At 66.9% G+C, this 16,247-nt stretch carries 14 protein-coding genes; 7 read left to right on the forward strand and 7 right to left on the reverse strand.

The annotated features are described in order from the left end of the window. Positions 1-35 precede the first annotated feature (35 nt). From yajC to secF, 3 genes are read left to right on the forward strand one after another with little or no spacing between them, the layout of a single operon-like run. On the forward strand, positions 36-380 hold the full coding sequence (gene yajC / locus BUA29_RS03315; protein WP_072755207.1) for a preprotein translocase subunit YajC: 345 nt from the start codon (positions 36-38) through the stop codon (positions 378-380). Positions 381-440: 60 nt separating this feature from the next. Beyond that, on the forward strand, positions 441-2,285 hold the full coding sequence (gene secD / locus BUA29_RS03320) for a protein translocase subunit SecD (RefSeq protein WP_072755208.1): 1,845 nt from the start codon (positions 441-443) through the stop codon (positions 2,283-2,285). Between the two features lie 21 nt (positions 2,286-2,306). Continuing rightward, positions 2,307-3,275: a protein translocase subunit SecF gene (secF, locus tag BUA29_RS03325; protein WP_072755209.1), complete on the forward strand. Its 969-nt coding sequence runs from the start codon at positions 2,307-2,309 to the stop codon at positions 3,273-3,275. A gap of 79 nt (positions 3,276-3,354) precedes the next feature. Here the strand turns inward: secF and BUA29_RS03330 are convergent, their stop codons facing one another. Then, a complete protein-coding gene (locus BUA29_RS03330; protein ID WP_072755210.1) occupies positions 3,355-4,176 on the reverse strand; it encodes an inositol monophosphatase family protein in 822 nt (273 codons plus the stop codon). A 95-nt stretch (positions 4,177-4,271) separates the two neighbouring features. Here BUA29_RS03330 and BUA29_RS03335 point away from each other — a divergent pair, with 95 nt between their 5' ends. From BUA29_RS03335 to BUA29_RS03345, 3 genes are read left to right on the forward strand one after another with little or no spacing between them, the layout of a single operon-like run. Continuing rightward, positions 4,272-5,072, forward strand: a complete 801-nt coding sequence (locus BUA29_RS03335) for an RNA methyltransferase (protein WP_072755211.1) — start codon at positions 4,272-4,274, stop codon at positions 5,070-5,072. Positions 5,073-5,112: 40 nt separating this feature from the next. After that, positions 5,113-6,048 carry a phosphate/phosphite/phosphonate ABC transporter substrate-binding protein gene (locus BUA29_RS03340; RefSeq protein WP_072755212.1) on the forward strand — a complete coding sequence of 312 codons (936 nt, stop codon included), beginning with the start codon at positions 5,113-5,115 and terminating at the stop codon, positions 6,046-6,048. After that, positions 6,045-8,183: a putative bifunctional diguanylate cyclase/phosphodiesterase gene (locus BUA29_RS03345; protein ID WP_072755213.1), complete on the forward strand. Its 2,139-nt coding sequence runs from the start codon at positions 6,045-6,047 to the stop codon at positions 8,181-8,183. The genes BUA29_RS03340 and BUA29_RS03345 overlap by 4 nt, the downstream gene beginning before the upstream one ends. A 41-nt stretch (positions 8,184-8,224) precedes the next feature. Here BUA29_RS03345 and BUA29_RS03350 read toward each other — a convergent pair whose 3' ends face one another. The 4 genes from BUA29_RS03350 to BUA29_RS03365 all read right to left on the reverse strand — a co-directional run bounded on the left by BUA29_RS03350 (position 8,225) and on the right by BUA29_RS03365 (position 13,570). Next, positions 8,225-9,538 carry a hemolysin family protein gene (locus BUA29_RS03350; protein ID WP_072755214.1) on the reverse strand — a complete coding sequence of 438 codons (1,314 nt, stop codon included), beginning with the start codon at positions 9,536-9,538 and terminating at the stop codon, positions 8,225-8,227. Positions 9,539-9,714: 176 nt separating this feature from the next. Continuing rightward, positions 9,715-11,661 carry a transglutaminase TgpA family protein gene (locus tag BUA29_RS03355; RefSeq protein ID WP_072755215.1) on the reverse strand — a complete coding sequence of 649 codons (1,947 nt, stop codon included), beginning with the start codon at positions 11,659-11,661 and terminating at the stop codon, positions 9,715-9,717. Continuing rightward, the gene (locus BUA29_RS03360) at positions 11,658-12,611 is read right to left on the reverse strand and encodes a DUF58 domain-containing protein (protein ID WP_072755216.1); all 954 of its coding nucleotides are present in this window, start codon (positions 12,609-12,611) and stop codon (positions 11,658-11,660) included. The genes BUA29_RS03355 and BUA29_RS03360 overlap by 4 nt, the downstream gene beginning before the upstream one ends. Positions 12,612-12,616: 5 nt before the next feature. Then, the gene (locus BUA29_RS03365) at positions 12,617-13,570 is read right to left on the reverse strand and encodes an AAA family ATPase (protein ID WP_072755217.1); all 954 of its coding nucleotides are present in this window, start codon (positions 13,568-13,570) and stop codon (positions 12,617-12,619) included. Positions 13,571-13,619: 49 nt separating this feature from the next. On the opposite strand from BUA29_RS03365, the gene BUA29_RS03370 reads away from it, so the two are divergent. Beyond that, the gene (locus tag BUA29_RS03370) at positions 13,620-15,191 is read left to right on the forward strand and encodes a glycosyltransferase family 39 protein (protein ID WP_072755218.1); all 1,572 of its coding nucleotides are present in this window, start codon (positions 13,620-13,622) and stop codon (positions 15,189-15,191) included. Here the strand turns inward: BUA29_RS03370 and BUA29_RS03375 are convergent. Together BUA29_RS03375 and BUA29_RS03380 are read right to left on the reverse strand one after the other, a co-directional pair. Further along, positions 15,127-15,708: a Maf family protein gene (locus tag BUA29_RS03375; protein ID WP_072755219.1), complete on the reverse strand. Its 582-nt coding sequence runs from the start codon at positions 15,706-15,708 to the stop codon at positions 15,127-15,129. The two genes, BUA29_RS03370 and BUA29_RS03375, sit on opposite strands and share 65 nt — an antisense overlap. Beyond that, on the reverse strand, positions 15,705-16,091 hold the full coding sequence (locus tag BUA29_RS03380; protein WP_072755220.1) for a hypothetical protein: 387 nt from the start codon (positions 16,089-16,091) through the stop codon (positions 15,705-15,707). The genes BUA29_RS03375 and BUA29_RS03380 overlap by 4 nt, the downstream gene beginning before the upstream one ends. Positions 16,092-16,247: the final 156 nt, after the last annotated feature.

Genomic DNA, 16,247 nt, shown 5'->3' on the forward strand with positions numbered 1-16,247 from the left:
TGATGCAAGACCTTCCATTTCTTCCGGATGTACTGATGAACCCGATTGATCTGCTGATTCCCGTTGCCCATGCCCAGGCGGCTGCGCCCGCACCTGCCGCACCGGGCCTGCTGTCCACCCTGCTGTTCCCGATCCTGCTGATCGCGATCATGTATTTCCTGATGATCCGGCCGCAGATCAAGCGCCAGAAAGAGCACAAAGTCATGCTCGACAAGCTGGCCCGTGGCGATGAAGTGATCACCAACGGCGGCATTGCGGGCACCGTGGCGGCCATCGGCGAGGCGTTCGTCACCGTGGAAGTGGCCGACGGTGTGCAGCTGCGTGTGCAGAAGGGCGCCATCGCCAGCGTCCTGCCCAAGGGCACGCTGAAGTCGGCTTGAGTCCTTACCCTCTTTCTTGTCCAGACCTGACGCTGTCACGGCGTCGAGCAGGATCCTGCAATGCTTGAATTTCCACGTTGGAAATACGTCCTCATCCTTCTGGTGCTGGCGCTGAGCGTGCTTTACGCGCTGCCCAACCTGTACTTGAAGGATCCATCCGTGCAGATCACCGCCAACCGTGGCGCCCTGATCGACGACGCCCTGACCGCGAAAGTCAGCCAAGTCCTGGCAGACGCCAAGATCAAGCCAAAGTCGATCGCCAAGGAAGGGGAGAGCCTGGTGGTGCGGCTGACCTCGCTGGAGGATCAGGCGCGTGCCAATACCCTGATCCGCGAAAGCATCGGTGATGGCTATACGGTGGCGCTCAATCTGGCCTCGACCGTGCCGCCGTGGCTGACCCGGCTGGGTGGCAAGCCGATGGTGCTGGGCCTGGACCTGGTCGGCGGCGTCCATTTCACCCTGCAGGTGGACAAGAAAGCCGCCATCGACAAGCGGTTCGACGCCATCGCCGACGATATTCGCAGCACCCTGCGCGATGCCCACGTGCCGTATCGTGCGGTCGAGCGCAGCGGCGTGGACAGCCTGAAAGTGGTGCTGGCCAATCCGGCCGATCTGGCCAAGGCGCGTGCTGCACTGGTCAAGGCGCAGCCGACGATGACCTATACCGATGGTGCCGATGGCAGCCTGCTGGTGCGGGTGCCGCAGGCCGAGATGCAGCAGATCGCCAACAGTGCCATCGAGCAGAACCTGACCACCCTGCGTAACCGCGTCAACGAGCTGGGCGTGGCGGAGCCGATCATTCAGCGTCAGGGCGAAGACCGCATCGTGGTCGAGCTACCGGGGGTGCAGGATACCGCCGAGGCCAAGCGCATGATCGGTGCCACGGCGACCCTGGAATATCGCGCGGTGGTGGAGGGCAATGCCCAGGAAGCGGCTGAAACCGGCCGCATCCCGCCGGAAGCCAAGCTGTACCGCGACCGCGCCGGTCGTCCGATCCTGCTCAACAAGCGGGTCATCGCCACGGGCGACCAGATGGTGGCGGCCAGCGTGTCCACCGACCAGAACGGCCTGCCGGCGGTCAGCGTCACCCTGAACGGGGTTGGCGGCCAGCGCATGTTCGACTTCACCAGCGCCAACGTGGGCAAGCCGATGGCGGTGGTGTACACCGAGCGCGTGCCGCAGGTGAAGATGGTCGATGGCAAGGAAGTGCGCAGCTTCCGGGTCAAGGAGGAGGTGATTTCCGTGGCCAATATCCAGGGCGTGTTCGGCAAGCAGTTCCAGACCACGGGGCTTGAGCGCGCCGAGGCCGAGAACCTGGCCAAGCTGCTGCGCGCCGGCTCGCTGGCAGCGCCAATGGATTTCGTCGAGGAGTACGTGATCGGCCCCAGCCTGGGCGCGGAGAACGTGGAACGCGGCGTCAAGGCGGTGGTGTTCTCGTTCCTGTTCACCCTGGTGTTCTTTGGCATCTATTACCGCATGTTCGGCCTGATCACCTCGGTGGCGTTGCTGTTCAACCTGGTGATCGTGGTGGCGGTGATGTCGCTGTTTGGTGCCACCATGACCCTGCCGGGGTTTGCGGGTCTGGCGTTGTCGGTGGGCCTGTCGGTGGACGCCAATGTGCTGATCAACGAGCGTATCCGTGAAGAATTGCGGCAGGGGGTGCCGCCCAAGACGGCTATTGCCATGGGCTATGAGCGTGCCTCGCACACCATCATGGACGCCAACCTGACCGGCCTGATCGTGGGCGTTGCCCTGTACGCCTTCGGTACCGGCCCGCTGAAGGGCTTTGCGCTGACCATGATCATCGGCATCTTCGCCTCGATGTTCACGTCGATCACCGTTTCGCGTGCGCTGGCCACCCTGATCTATGGGCGGCGCAAGAAGCTCAAGTCGGTGGCGATCTGACGGGACTAGGAACCTGACTGCATGAAACTGTTTCCGCTTCACCTCATCCCGAACGACACCAACATCGACTTCATGCGGTACCGCAAGCCGGTGCTGGTGTTCATGCTGCTGTTGCTGATCGCCTCGATTGCCATCATCGGCCTCAAAGGGTTCACCTTCGCGCTGGAGTTCACCGGCGGCACCATGGTGCGCACCCATTTCTCCAAGCCGGTCGATGTCGAGCTGGTCCGCAAGAAACTGGCGCAGGCCGGCATGCACAATGCCCAGGTGCAGACCTTCGGCGGCGGCAATGACGTGATGATCCGTCTGCAGCCGGATAGCCTGCATGTCAACGAGGCCGATGCGGCCCAGAAGGTCGCCGAGCGGGTGCGTGCTGCCATCGATACGCCCGACAACCCCGTGACCGTGCAGCCTGGCGAGTTCGTCGGGCCGCAGGTCGGGCGCGACCTGGCGATGAATGGCGTATATGCCACCATTTTCATGCTGGTCGGGTTTTTGGCCTACATCGCCGTGCGCTTCGAGTTCAAATTCGCGGTCGTGGCCAGCATCACCGCCTTCTTCGACCTGATTCTCACCATCGCCTACATGTCGCTGATGGGGCGCGAGTTTGATCTCACCGTGTTGGCCGGTCTGCTCTCGGTGATGGGGTTTGCGGTCAACGACATCATCGTGGTGTTCGATCGCGTTCGCGAGAACTTCCGCAGCCTGCGGGTCGAGCCGCTGGAAGTGCTCAACCGCTCGATCAACCAGACCCTGTCGCGCACGGTCATCACGGCGGTGATGTTCTTCCTGTCGGCATTGGCGCTGTACCTGTACGGTGGTAGCTCGATGCAGGGGCTGGCCGAGACCCACATGATCGGCGCGGTGATCGTGGTGGTGTCGTCGGTGGTGGTGGCGGTGCCGATGCTGACCATCGGCCCGTTCAAGGTGTCCAAGCAGGATCTGATGCCCAAGGCCAAGGATCACGCCGAGCTAGCGCGCCGGCCCTGATCAGTCAGGGCATGTCGTTCAAGGCAGGCCGCAGTTTGCTGCGGCCTGTGCCATGTTGGGCCTGCGAGCCGGAAAAACGTCAGCCGATGGCTGCGGCGTAACCGGATTGGCGGATCAACGCCTGCAGTTCGCCGGTCAGCTTCTGGTTGCTGGCGATCAAGGCGCGGCCATGGATACCACGCTGGTCCAGCGGGGCGGTTTGGGCGCCGGCAAAATCGCACACCCGGCCGCCCGCTTCGCGCACCAGCAGTATGCCGGCAGCGATGTCCCAGGGCTTGACCCCGGATTCGAAGTACCCGTCGAAGCGGCCGCAGGCGACATAGGCCAGATCGAGTGCGGCCGAGCCGGTGCGGCGGATGTCCTCGGCGCTGCGCAGCAGCTCGCGCACGCACTCCAGCTGGGCCGGTGCATGGACCCGTTCGCGGGGCGGGAAGCCGGTCGCCAGCAGGGCGCCGTCCAGATCACGGCGCTCCGCCACCCGGATGCGGCGGTCATTGAGCACCGCCCCTCTGCCGCGACTGGCCGTGAACAGCTCGTTGCGCAGCGGATCGAAGATGACCGCATGCTGCGGCTCCCCGCGTTCGACCAGGGCGATCGACACGCACCAGTGCGGAATGCCGCGCAGATAGTTGCTGGTGCCATCCAGCGGGTCGATCACGAACAGTGCACCGCCCTTGCCAGGCTGGATGCCCGCTTCCTCGCCCAGGAAGCCGGCCTCGGGATAGGCGCGGCGGAGTTCCTTGACGATGATCTGCTCGGCCTGTTCGTCCACCTCGCTGGCATAGTCTTGCCGGTCTTTCTCGATCACCTTGAGGGCGTCGAGCCGGTTCATGTTGCGCAACAGGACATTGCCGGCCGCACGGGCCGCCTTGACCATGACGTTGACGACGGGAATCTGCATGGCAAAGCGCCTCGCTGAAAAGAGGAAGTGACGGGAGTAGCGGAAAAGAGCGATGCCCGGCGCGGTGGCCGGGGCGCGCAGTTTATCATTCGCCGATGAATACTCCACCCAACCCCACGGACATCGCTGGACGTCTGCGCATCGTGCTGGTGGGCACCCAGCATCCCGGCAACATCGGTGCCGCCGCACGTGCGATGAAGACCATGGGGCTGTCGAAGCTGGTGCTGGTGGCGCCGGAGAAACGCCCGGATCGTGACACCCATGCCATGGCGGCAGGCGCCGACGATCTGGTCGATGCCGCCCCGGTGTATGCCAGCCTGGCCGAGGCCGTGGCCGATTGCCACTGGGTGCTGGGCGCGACCGCACGCAGCCGGCGCATTCAATTGGAGCCGCTGCACCCGCGTGATGCAGCAGTCCGGGCGGTGACGGCTGCGGCCGGCGGGCCGGTCGCCCTGGTGTTCGGGCGTGAGCGTACCGGCCTGGACAACGAAGAACTGCAGCTGTGTCATGCCGCGATCCATATCCCGTCCGACCCGGCATTCCCCTCGCTGAATCTGGCGGCAGCGGTGCAGGTGCTCAGCTATGAGCTGCGCTGCGCATTGCTGGGCATGGGCGAGGCGGCGGGCGATGAGCCTGCCCGCACGCCACCGCCTCCCCCAGGGGTGGCGTCGCATGCTGAGCTGGAAGGGTTTTTCGCGCATCTGGCCGACACCCTGATGCAGATCGATTTCCACAAGGGCCGGGCACCGGAATCGGCCATGCGCAAACTGCGTCGCCTGTTTTTGCGTGCCAATCTGGACAGTGCCGAAGTGCGGCTGCTGCGCGGGGTGTTGGCCGATGCCCAGCGGATGGCGCGTTTGGCAGGTCATGCTGCCAGCGGCGAAAAAATCGGGTAGCCTCGACGAGGCCTACGCATCAAGGGGACGGCGGAACGTCATGCGCATCATCGCGGCAGTTCTGCTCTGCCTTCTGCTGGCGCAGGTATCGGCGGCGACATCTGCACCGGTGTCAGCGTCGTCGGGGAGTGAGGATGCAGGGGTGCTGGTGCTGGGGCGGGTCAGTGATGACCCCAAGGCCCATTACGATCAGCTCAAGCCGCTGCTCGAGTACGTGGTGCCGCGCATGGCCGAGGTCGGTATCCACAGCGGGCGCATCCTGATGGCCAAGGACTTGCAGCAGATGGGCAGCTATCTGCGGCGCGGCCGGGTGGACTGGATCAATGAAACCGCAGGCAATGCGGCGGTGCTGGAGCAGCGCGGGGTGGCGCATCCACTGCTGCTGGCGGAGCGTGATGGCGTGTTGCGCTATCACAGCGTGATTTTCGTCCGCCGCGACAGCCCGATCCAGTCATTGCGCGATCTGGTCGGTCACAGTGTGGCTTTCCAGAACCCGTATTCGACCAGCGCTTACTACCTGCCCGCGATCACGTTGCTGGAGCAGGGCTTGACCCTGGAACCATTGCTGTCGCCGATGGATAAGCCTGCGCCGGACCGGGTGGGGTATGTATTTGCCCGCACCGAGCTCAACATCGCGACCTGGGTACACAAGGGCCTGATGGATGCGGGGGTACTCAGCCATCTGGACTGGCGCAACCCGGCCCGGCTGCCACCGGCATTCGTCCAGGATTTCCGTATCATCGGCCGTAGCGTGGACGTGCCGCGCGCGCTGATCCTGACCCGCGCCGGGCTTGATCCTGCAGTGAGAGCGCGTCTGCGCCAGGTGCTGCTACAGTCGGCAGAGGATCCTGATGCCCAAGAGGCATTGCAGCGGTTTCTCGATACCCGCCGGATGGTGCCGATCACCGATGAGGATCGGCGTGCGTTGCAGTGGCTGGGTCGCGGTGTTCGGCGTGTGCGTCAGGAGGTGGAGTGAAGCACCGGCCGATCAGCCTGCAGTCGCGCTTCCAGATCGTGATCCTGTCCGGTCTGGCGCTGGTGCTGCTGATGATGGCAGGGCTTTGGTTGCGTGAGCAGCGCAGCCAGCAGGAGGCGCTGGCGATCGCCCAGGAAAACACCCATGCCCTGCTGGCCGAGCAGATGCGGATCCGTGGCGAAGCGCAGGTTCGGCAGTTGGCGGATGCATTATCCAATCCGCTGTATTACTTCGATCTGGATGCGGTCGGCACGCTGGCCCGTTCGATCCTGCGCACGCCGGACGTGGACTACGTGCTGGTGTATGACCGGCAGGGCCGGATCCTGCATGATGGTTCCGGCGACATCGCGGCGTTCGGTCAGCCGATGGATGACCCGTTGGCGGCGGAAGTGGTGGCAGCCAGTGGCCCGCAGGCCAGGTTTTACGGTCAGTTGCTCGATGTGTCCCATCCCATCACGGTCGGTGACGAGCGCCTGGGCGGTGTGCGGATCGGGTATTCGATGGCGGCGGTTGCGCGCGCCGAAGAGGCTGCCCTGGCATCGCTGCGCGACCAGTTCAATGCAGTCAGCCAGCGCAGCATGACATGGCTGCTCTTGATGTTTGTCGCGCTGATCGCCCTGGCCCTGGTTGGTGCAGTGGTGGTACATCGGCTCTTGGTACGACCGATCCGCACGCTGGGCATGCTGGCACGCCGGATCGAGGCGGGCGACTTCACGGGGCCGGTTCTGGAGAGCCGGCGCAGCGACGAACTGGGCGACCTGATCCGCACGTTTGGTCGCATGCGTGACAGCGTGGCCCGGCATGACCGAGACATCCGTCGCGTGGCCTACACCGATGCCCTGACCGGGCTTGCCAACCGGCTGGCGTTCCGGGAGGCGCTGGAACAGCGTCTGCACGAAACCCAGGGCACTAGCAGCCAGCTGGCACTGCTGTTCATCGATCTGGACGATTTCAAGCGCGTCAACGACACCCTAGGCCATGAAGCCGGCGACGATGTGCTGCTGCAGATGGCGTCCCGTATCGAACAGGAAGTGGATGCGCTGGGGCTGGGTAATGCCGTGGTGGCCCGCTTTGGTGGTGATGAGTTTGTGATCCTGTTGCAGGCCCCGGAGGTGGAAGGGGCAAGCGTGCGCGATCACGCCAGCCGCCTGGCCGAGGCCCTGGTGGCACGCCTCGCCCAGCCGCTGCTGCTGCATGGGCGGCAGGTACTGCTGGGGGCTTCTGTCGGGGTGGCGGTTTTCCCGGACGATGCCACCAGCGCCTCGCTGCTGATGAAGAACGGCGACATCGCCATGTACCAGGCCAAGGTGGCCGGCAAGAACTGCTACCACTTCTACAGCCGGGCGATGGATCAGGCGGTGGAACGGCGGGTGAAGATGGAGCAGGAGCTGCGCAATGCCTGGCAGCGCGGCGAGCTCAGTCTGGTCTACCAACCGATCTATCGCACCGCCGACCGCATTCTGGCCGGTGCCGAGGCGTTGTTGCGCTGGGAACATCCCGAATACGGCTCAGTAGCGCCTTCAGTGTTCGTGGATGTGGCGGAGCAGAGTGGGATCATCGAATCGATCGGACCGCAGGTACTGCGCAGCGCCTGTCTGGAAGCGGCGACCTGGCCTGCGCCGGATGGCGAGTCCGGGCAGGCGCCGTTTGTGTCGGTCAACGTGTCGGCCCGCCAGCTGCGCAGTGGCGAGCTGGTCAGGCAGGTGGCCGAGGCGCTCGACGAGAGCGGGCTGGCACCGGAACGGCTGCACTTGGAACTGACCGAAACCTCCGTGATCAGCGACGAGGCCAATGCCACCGAGCTGCTTGGCAAGCTGCGCCAGCTTGGGGTACGGGTCTGGCTGGACGATTTCGGTACCGGCTATTCCAGCTTGAGCCATCTGCGGCGGGTCCAGGTGGACGGGTTGAAGATCGATCGCAGTTTCATCACCGACCTGTTGCGTGACCCCGATGATCTGGCGCTCACCAGCGCGATCATCGCCATGGCGCATTCGCTGGGGGTCGTGGTGGTGGCAGAAGGGGTGGAGCGCGAAGGTCAGTACCAGCTTTTACGCGAACGCGGTTGTGACCTGGTGCAGGGCTATTGGCTGGGCCATCCACTGGAACCGCAGGCGTTTGTCGCGCTGATGCGCTGAAAACCTTCCCACACACGCGCCTTCGCTTTGGAAGGCACTGGTCACGCCGTCGGGATGGTTGGGGTGATTCGCTGCAGCAGCAGCTTGTCGATGCGTGGGCCATCCAGGTCCACCACCTCGATTCGCCACTGGCCCAGCTGGAACGATTCGCCGGCATGCGGGATGCGGCCGAAGTGAGCGATCACAAGCCCGGCCAGGGTGTGGTATTCCTGTTCCCCGACGTCGTCCAGACGTTCGCCGGTCAGCTCACGCAGTTCATCCACGTGCAGGCCGCCATCCACGAGCAGCGAGCCATCCTCGCGGGTCACCACCAGCGCTTCCTCGGCGTCATGCTCGCCGCCGGGCTGCAAGCGTCCGATCACGGCATCGACGATGTCGCTGACCGTCACCAGCCCCTGGATGTCGCCGTATTCGTCCACCACCAGCGCCATCGACTGCTGTTCCTCGCGCAGGATTTCCAGCAGCTTCATGGCATGGGTGGAGTCTGAGACAAACAGTGGCTGGCGTAGATTGGCAAACAGTTCCGGCTGCGGTTTGCCGAGTGCCCCCAGCAGGCTTTTGACCTCAAGAATGCCGACCACCTCGCTGTCATTGCCGCGGTACACCGGGTAGCGCGAATAGCCGTGTTCCTGCATCACCGCCAAGTTCTCGGCGAGCGAGGCGGAAATATCCAGCCAGGCGATGCGGATGCGTGGCGTCATCAGGCTGTCGGCGGTGCGGTCGCCCAGCCGCATCACCCGGTGCAGCATGTTGTGCTCGTCGCGGTCGATCACACCCTGCTCATGGCCTTCGCTGACCAGCAGCTGGATTTCTTCCTCGGTGACGCGTGAGCCGCTGGTGTGGGGCACGCGCAGCAGTTTCAGCAGCACGCGCACGGTGGCACTGAACAGCCACACCACCGGGCTGGTCAGGCGTGCCAGGGCGAGCATGGGGAGCGCCACCGCTGCGGCCACCCGTTCCGGCGCCAGCAGCGCCAGACGCTTGGGCAGCAGCTCGCCGAGCACGATGCTGCCGTAGGTGATCAGGCTGACGGCCAGGACGGTGCCGACCGGCGCGGCGTAGTGCCCCAGCCACGGAATATGGCGCGCCAGCCACTGGCCGATCAGTGTTCCCAGTGCCTCGCCGCCGAACATGCCGGTGAGCAGGGTGATCAGGGTCAGCCCCACCTGCACGGTGGACAGGAACTGCTCCGGATGCTCGGCCAGGGCCAGGGCGCGCCGGGCACCCAGGCTGGCATCGGCTTGTTGTTTGAGGCGGGCCTTGCGCGAGGTCACCAGCGCCATCTCCGACAGGGCGAAGAAGCCGTTGAGCAGGATCAGGGCCAGGACGATCAGCAGCAGTTCCAGCACGGGCATCACCGGGTGCGGGGAAGAGAAAGCGGGTCAGCGCCAGCCGCCGCTGTCGGCAGCGCGGTGGTAAACGACCAGAATGGCGATGGGCAGAAGATGGGGATGTCCATGAGACGCGCCGCAGCGCGGGGGCATCATAACAGGGCCGCTGGCCATGCCAGTGCAGCCCTGCCATGGGCTGCTCAAGGTCGGTGTCGATCCAGTTCCTGGCATAGGGCGGCCACGGCTTCGGGCGGCAGCGGCGGACCATAACGGGCTTCGGCAAAGCGGCGGGCCAGCTCCGGCAGTGGCAAGCCGGCCTGCGGTATGTCGGCGGCCACCCGTGCGGCCCAGACCTGCGCCGGCTCATGCACGGCGCGCGCCCTGTCCAGTCGCCGGTAGCGCCGTTCCAGACGTTGCCAGGCACGCAGCAGCGGATCGCGCGGGCGTGGTGTGCGGGTCACCTGCCAGGCCACCCAGCCGATCGCCAGGCTGGCTGCAAGCGCAAACAGCAGTCCCAGGCCGGCGCTGCCCAGCCGATCCAGGCCCAAGGCATCGAGCAGGCGCTGCTGCCGCTGGGCATTGAAGCCAAGCACCAGGTCGTTCCAGCCGCGGCGCAGCCAGTCGGCGGCGTCGAACACCGGGCCTAAGGCGATGACGCTGCCGATCCGGCCCGGGCGACGGTCGGCCAGGGTGTCGTAGATGCGTTCCGGTGCCACGGCCGCGGTAGGGTCGATGCGCACCCAGCCGCGGCGTGGCAGCCAGATCTCGGCCCAGGCATGGGCGTCGGATTTGCGGATCAGCCAGTAGCCGCCGACCGGGTTGCGGTAGCCGCCGGCATAGCCGGTCACCACCCGCGCCGGAATACCGGCGGCGCGCATCAGCACCACGAAGGCCGAGCTGAAGTGTTCGCAGTAGCCCTGCTTGCGCTCGAACAGGAAGTCATCGACTTCGTTGCGGCCGGCCGGGGGCACGTTGAGGGTATAGGCGAACTCGTGGCGGATCATCGCCAGCGCGCGGGCGGCGATGGCGGCATCACGCTGGCCGTCGGCGTCCTCACCGGCTTCGCGCCGCCACTGCCGGCCCAGCGCCAGGGTACGCGGGTTGTAGCCGGTCGGCAGGGCGAGCGCACGGGCGCGCAGCCTGGGGGAAAGCGTGGGCTCGAAGGCGGCCGGTGGCGCCGACTGCATCCGCCAGCGCGACACGCCGTCCTGCTTCTGCAAGGCCTGTGGGGTGAAGTCGTAGTTGGCGCGGGCTCCGTCCGGCAGGCGGGTGGGCAGGTCGAGCGCGATGAGTTGTCGGCTTTCGGTGGGTTCCAGGTCGAGCTGATAGTCCCAGCCGGGGCCGGCCGGCTGCATAGGGGGCGGAGGCAGGTCCAGCAGGTCGCGGGCCTGGTGCCAGGTGCGGCCGTCGAAGTCCCACAGCACCGGGCCGCGCCAGTACATCTGCGACGGTGCCGGGGTTGTGCCGAAGAACTGCACCCGCGCGGCCGGGCTGTCGTCTAACAGCAGTTCGAACATGCTGCCGGGTGTCATGGTGTCGGACAGGCCTGGCACTGCGGCCGCACGTTGTGGCAAGCCCCACAGCGGGGTCGGCAAGCGCGGGAACAGCCAGAAGGCCGCCAGCGCCAGCGGCAGCCCCAGCCCGATCAGCCACAGGACTTTCCGCAGCGCGGGCCAGGGCCGGGACGGCGGCAACCCCACCGCTTCAGTGGTCAGCCGCTGCATCGCCAGCAACGCCAGTACGCTGGCCAGCAAGCCCAGGAGCAGGCTGAGCGGGCCCTGGTCGAGCAGGAAGGTGGCAAACGGGGCGAACAGGGCAAAGCCGATCAGGCTGCGGCCGTCGCGTCGCGTGACTGTTTCCGCCGGCTTCAGCGCCAGCATGGCGGCCAGCACTGCGCACGCGGTATCGCGTCCGATCCCAGGCAATTCACGGCTCACTGCCAGCAAGGCGATCAGCAGCAGTGGCAGACGCAGCCAGGCCGGCAAGGGGCGCCGCCAGGACAGTACGGTGATCGCCAGCCCGCCCAGACCGATCCCCCAGGCCAGCACCGGCGGTAACTGCAACAGCAGCGGCAGCAGGCAGGCGGCGGCCGCCAGCAGGGTCAAGCGGTGGCTGGCGGGCGACATCGGGGCGGCCACGGCGGTCATTGCAGTGCCTCCTGGGGCAGCAGCGCCAGTGCGCGCAGGCAGCGATGCCGGTGGGCATCGCCTTGGCCGACCGGGATCGGCGGCTGCGCGGGCAGGCGCAGGCCGTACCGCAGGCCCGCCTGTTCGGCCATCTCCACCCAGCGCGCCAGCCGGCGGATGCGCTGCTCGTACGGCAGGCCGGCGGTGTGCTGCCAGTCCAGAACCAGCTCGCCACCGCGCGGCTGTTCGGCGTCGCGCACCAGCAGTGTCTCGTGGCGGGCGCTGGGCTTCCAGGCGATCAGACGGGGGGCGTCGCCGGGCCGGTAGTCGCGCAGGTGGTGGACGTCCTCACCCAATCGCTCCGGTTGTGGCAGCCCCTGCAGGTTGGCCGGCAGCGGCAGGGGGGGTGCGTGCGGTTCCGCAGCGGGATACACCAGCAGCTGTTGCGCCGGCCAGACATAGGCCCAGGCCCGCACCAGCCCAAGCGGCTGAATGCTGGACAGGGTCAGGCGTGGCAGCGGCAGCAGGCCACGGCGGTCGGTGGCCAGCGCGAGCTCGGCGGTGACGCTGCCGCCGGTCAGGCTGACCGTGGTGGTCACATCGCCACAGGCGATTTGTACGCCGATGCGCGGGCGCCCGTCGCTGTCGGCCAGGGCAAGGCGTAGGTGCAACGGTGTGCCGGCGGGCACCGGTTCGGCGGCGATCGCCTCCACTCGCAGCCCCGACAGTTGCAGATGGGCGGCCAACAGGCTGGTGTGCGCGGCGCCGGCCAGCAGCAGGGCGAGTAATAGGCCGGGGTTGTTGTTGAAGTTGAGCGCGGTCAGCAGCATCGCGCCGATCAGGCCGGCGAAAAACAGCCCGCCGGCGGTGGGGAGCACGTAGATGCGACGCCGATCCAGTTGCACCGGCAGCGGCTCGGGTGCGCGTGGGCGCATCCAGCGGCGGGCGCGGCGGATCAGCGCATCCCACATCGGTGTCAGGCGTCCACCGGCACTGCCTGCACGATGGCCCGGGCCAGGTCGGCGGGATGGGTGTCGGACTCGGCCACCAGGCGATGTTCGGCTACCGCCGGAAACAGTGCTTGCACGTCTTCCGGCAGCACATGCGCGCGGCCCAGCAGCAGTGCATGGGCGCGGGCCGCCCGCAGCAGGGCCAGGCCGGCCCGCGGCGAAAGCCCGACCCGCACACCGGGCTGGCTGCGGCTGCGCGCCAGCAGGGCCTGGACGTAATCCAGCAGCGCATCGCTGGTATGGACGGTTTGCACGGCGCGCTGCAAGGCCAGGATGCGTGGCGCATCCAACAGCGGCGAGACGGTGGCGATCAGGTCGCGGCGATCGGTTCCGGCCAGGAGCGTGCGTTCTGCGGTCGGGTCGGGATAGCCCAACGCCATTCGCAGCAGGAAGCGGTCCAGCTGCGAGTCCGGCAGCGGATAGGTGCCGGACAGATCCACCGGGTTCTGGGTGGCGATGACGAAAAACGGATCGGGCAACGGCCGGGTCTGGCCGTCGATGCTGACCTGATGCTCGGCCATCGCTTCCAGCAGGGCGCTCTGAGTGCGTGGCGGAGCCCGGTTGATCTCGTCGGCCAGCAGGACATGGGTGAACACCGGGCCGGGGTGGAACTCGAAGCGGCGGTTCTGGGCTTCGTACACCGATACTCCGAGGATGTCGGAAGGCAGCAGGTCGGATGTGAACTGCACCCGCTTGAAGTCCAGCCCCAGGGTCGCTGCCAGCGCGTGCGCCAGAGTGGTCTTGCCCAGGCCCGGCAGGTCCTCGATCAGCAGATGCCCGCCGGCCAGCAGGGCGACGAACGCCAGCCGCACCTGCAATGGCTTGCCAAGAACCAGCGTGTTGACCTGATCCTGCGCCCGACGCAGGGCGTGTCGGAGGTCATCGGTTAGGATCTGCGCCGGTGCCGGGATCGCGGACATGTCGAAAGCATGGGTCTCGGGGGAGGCCAGTGTAGCGAGGATGCCCGGCATGGACGATGCACACGAAGACGCTGCCGTTCGCCGCGCGCGCCGGGCGTTCTGGGTTGGCTGGGGGCTGCTGGCTCTGCTCAAGCTGGGCATTGCCTGGCGCCTGCCGCTGTTCGTCGATGAGGCGTTCTACTGGCAGGAAGGGCAGCATCTGGACTGGGCCTATTCGGATCTGCCGGGGCTGACCGCCTGGCTGACGCGCTTGGGGACGGCCCTGTTTGGGCACAGTGTGCTGGGTGTGCGGCTGCCGTTTCTTTTGATCGGCGCGCTGCTGCCTTGCTGGCTGGTGCGCCTGACCGCACGCGAGTTCGGCCCCCTGGCCGGTTGGCGCGCCGGGCTGTGGTGGTTGCTGCTGCCGCTGGCCGGGACATTGGGGCTGCTGGCCTTGCCGGATGTGCCGTTGCTGCTGGCTACGTTGCTGTGTCTGGATGCCTGTTTGCGTCTGCTGCGGCGGATCGACTGGTTGGGGGTGGGCGAGCTGGCCGCAGGGCTTTTGCTTGGCGGACTCACCCACTACCGCTTTGCGGCGGTGCTGCTGGCGGGTGGGGCGGCGTTGCTGATGCTTCGCGAGGGACGCGCGTTGCTGCGCCAGCCCAAGGTGTGGCTGGCCCTGGCGGTGGGAGTGCTGGCCTGGTTGCCGCTGCTGGGGTGGAATCTGCAGCACGCCGAGGCGGGTCTTCGGTTCCAGGTGCTGGAGCGCAATCCGTGGACGTTCAGTCTGCAGGGGCTGCGGCTGGGGGCGGTGCAGCTGATCCTGGTCACGCCATTGCTGCTGCTGGCGATGTTGCAGGCCGCCGGACGCGGCCTGCGTGACCCACGCCCGGCGGCACGCTATCTGGCATTGAGCGGGGGGCTGCTGTGGGCAGGTTTTTTCGTGCTGGGATTTTTTGCCGACCGCCAGCGGGTCAGCTTCCACTGGCCGTTGGCCGGGCAGGTCGCCTTGTTGCCGCTGTTGCCTTGGGTGCTTTCGGGTTGGTCGCGTGGCTGGCGGGTGGCCGCACACGGGTTGGCCGGGCTGGGGCTGCTGCTGGCCCTGGCCTATGCCCTGATGGCGGCCACGGCACAGGGGCGGGCGTGGGCGGCAGGGCACGGGTTTTACCCCGGCAACTTTTCCGACTGGCAGGCGCTGGCGCAGCAGGTGCGGCTGCAACAGGCTGGCGCACCTCCCGGCACCCGTCTGCTGGCGGCTGACTTCAAGCTCGGGGCAGAACTGGGTTTTGTCCTGAATGATCCGGACATCCCGGTGCTCGACCACCCGCTCAACCGCAAGCACGGACGGCAGGCACAGTTGGCCCTGTGGGGGTTGCTGCAGCCAGCCCCGGTGCCGTCCGACCAGTCGTGGCTGGTGGTAGCCAACCCAGCATTTGCAGGATTTGCCGATGAGGCGACGTTCGCGCACTGGCTGAGCCGGCAACTGGGCGGCATGCCCACGCCGCAGGTGGTCACGGTGGATGCGGGGGCAGCGCGGTACTGGCTGGTGCTGCGGCCCGCGGCTGGCGTGCAGCCCGCTACGGCAGCGGAAAGCCGGCCTGGCGCAGCAGGCGTGCGGTTGCAATCAGGGGCAGACCGATGAGCGCGGTCGGGTCGCGGGTTTCGATCGCATCGAACAGCGCGATGCCCAGCCCCTCGGACTTGAAACTGCCGGCGCAGTCCAGCGGTTGCTCGGCATCGACATAGCGTTCGATTTCGTTGTGCGTCAGCGGGCGTACCCGCACGGCGGTCAGATCCGCGTCATGGAAACTGCGCCCGTCCGGATGGGTCAGGCACAGCGCTGTGTGGAAATACACGGTTTTGCCGGCCATCGCCTGCAGTTGTGCCACGGCCGCGGCGCGCTCGCCCGGCTTGCCCAGCGGCGTCCCATCCAGGTCAGCCACCTGGTCGGACCCCAGCACCCAGGTGTCGCTGCCGGCCAACGTCTGTGCCACGGCGTGGGCCTTGGCCAGCGCCAGCCTGACCGCCAGCGCCCGCGGCGCTTCGCCGGGAAGCGGGGTTTCGTCCACCTCGGGGCGGGCCTGTGCAAACGGCAGGCGCAGCCGCTGCAACAGTTCGCGCCGGTATCGCGAGGTCGAGGCAAGAACCAGTTGGCTCATCGGTTCGCCTCCGCCTGGGCGGCATCGGCGCGCGCACGCGCCACATGATCGAGCTGCTCGTCGATGCGCCGGCGGGCGCCATCGAGGGAGGCGCGCAGCTGCTCCAGTGCGGCCAGGCTGGCGGTCTGGCCGTGCTCCTGCAGCCACAGGCGATGCCGCAATAGCTCGCGCATCGCGCCGCGCACCGGGTCCTGCCCGTCACTGGTCACCGTTTCCAGCTCGCTGCGGGCGGCCCGGAGTCCGCGTTCCAGTGCGTCGGCGGCATCCAGCACGCGGGCGATGGTGCGCTGGCGCAGCCGGGCGCGGCGTTGTGTGTACAGGCCCACGCCCAGACTGATCAGGGCGGCGCCGGCAAGTAGGACGAGCAGGGTCGGGGACGGCATCGGTGCAGTCTGCGCGATCCGCCGGTGCCGCTGCAAATAGTGCGATGAGGCGAGGGGCGATTGCATAAGTTCAAACACCTTTGGCACTCCTTCGAAGCAGGAGGAGCGCCATGCAAGTGCACCATGCCGGGTACCGAATCCGGGGGTTCTATCGAA

Source organism: Thermomonas hydrothermalis (genome assembly GCF_900129205.1).
GTDB classification, from domain to species: Bacteria; Pseudomonadota; Gammaproteobacteria; order Xanthomonadales; family Xanthomonadaceae; genus Thermomonas; species Thermomonas hydrothermalis.

Excerpts from the sequence above, each read along its gene's own strand:
- yajC (WP_072755207.1), top strand. The coding sequence starts at position 36 with ATGAACCCGATTGATCTGCTGATTCCCGTTGCCCATGCCCAGGCGGCT.
- secD (WP_072755208.1), top strand. The coding sequence starts at position 441 with ATGCTTGAATTTCCACGTTGGAAATACGTCCTCATCCTTCTGGTGCTG.
- secF (WP_072755209.1), top strand. The coding sequence starts at position 2,307 with ATGAAACTGTTTCCGCTTCACCTCATCCCGAACGACACCAACATCGAC.
- BUA29_RS03330 (WP_072755210.1), bottom strand. The coding sequence starts at position 4,176 with ATGCAGATTCCCGTCGTCAACGTCATGGTCAAGGCGGCCCGTGCGGCC.
- BUA29_RS03335 (WP_072755211.1), top strand. The coding sequence starts at position 4,272 with ATGAATACTCCACCCAACCCCACGGACATCGCTGGACGTCTGCGCATC.
- BUA29_RS03340 (WP_072755212.1), top strand. The coding sequence starts at position 5,113 with ATGCGCATCATCGCGGCAGTTCTGCTCTGCCTTCTGCTGGCGCAGGTA.
- BUA29_RS03350 (WP_072755214.1), bottom strand. The coding sequence starts at position 9,538 with ATGCCCGTGCTGGAACTGCTGCTGATCGTCCTGGCCCTGATCCTGCTC.
- BUA29_RS03355 (WP_072755215.1), bottom strand. The coding sequence starts at position 11,661 with ATGACCGCCGTGGCCGCCCCGATGTCGCCCGCCAGCCACCGCTTGACC.
- BUA29_RS03360 (WP_072755216.1), bottom strand. The coding sequence starts at position 12,611 with ATGTGGGATGCGCTGATCCGCCGCGCCCGCCGCTGGATGCGCCCACGC.
- BUA29_RS03365 (WP_072755217.1), bottom strand. The coding sequence starts at position 13,570 with ATGTCCGCGATCCCGGCACCGGCGCAGATCCTAACCGATGACCTCCGA.
- BUA29_RS03370 (WP_072755218.1), top strand. The coding sequence starts at position 13,620 with ATGGACGATGCACACGAAGACGCTGCCGTTCGCCGCGCGCGCCGGGCG.
- BUA29_RS03375 (WP_072755219.1), bottom strand. The coding sequence starts at position 15,708 with ATGAGCCAACTGGTTCTTGCCTCGACCTCGCGATACCGGCGCGAACTG.
- BUA29_RS03380 (WP_072755220.1), bottom strand. The coding sequence starts at position 16,091 with ATGCCGTCCCCGACCCTGCTCGTCCTACTTGCCGGCGCCGCCCTGATC.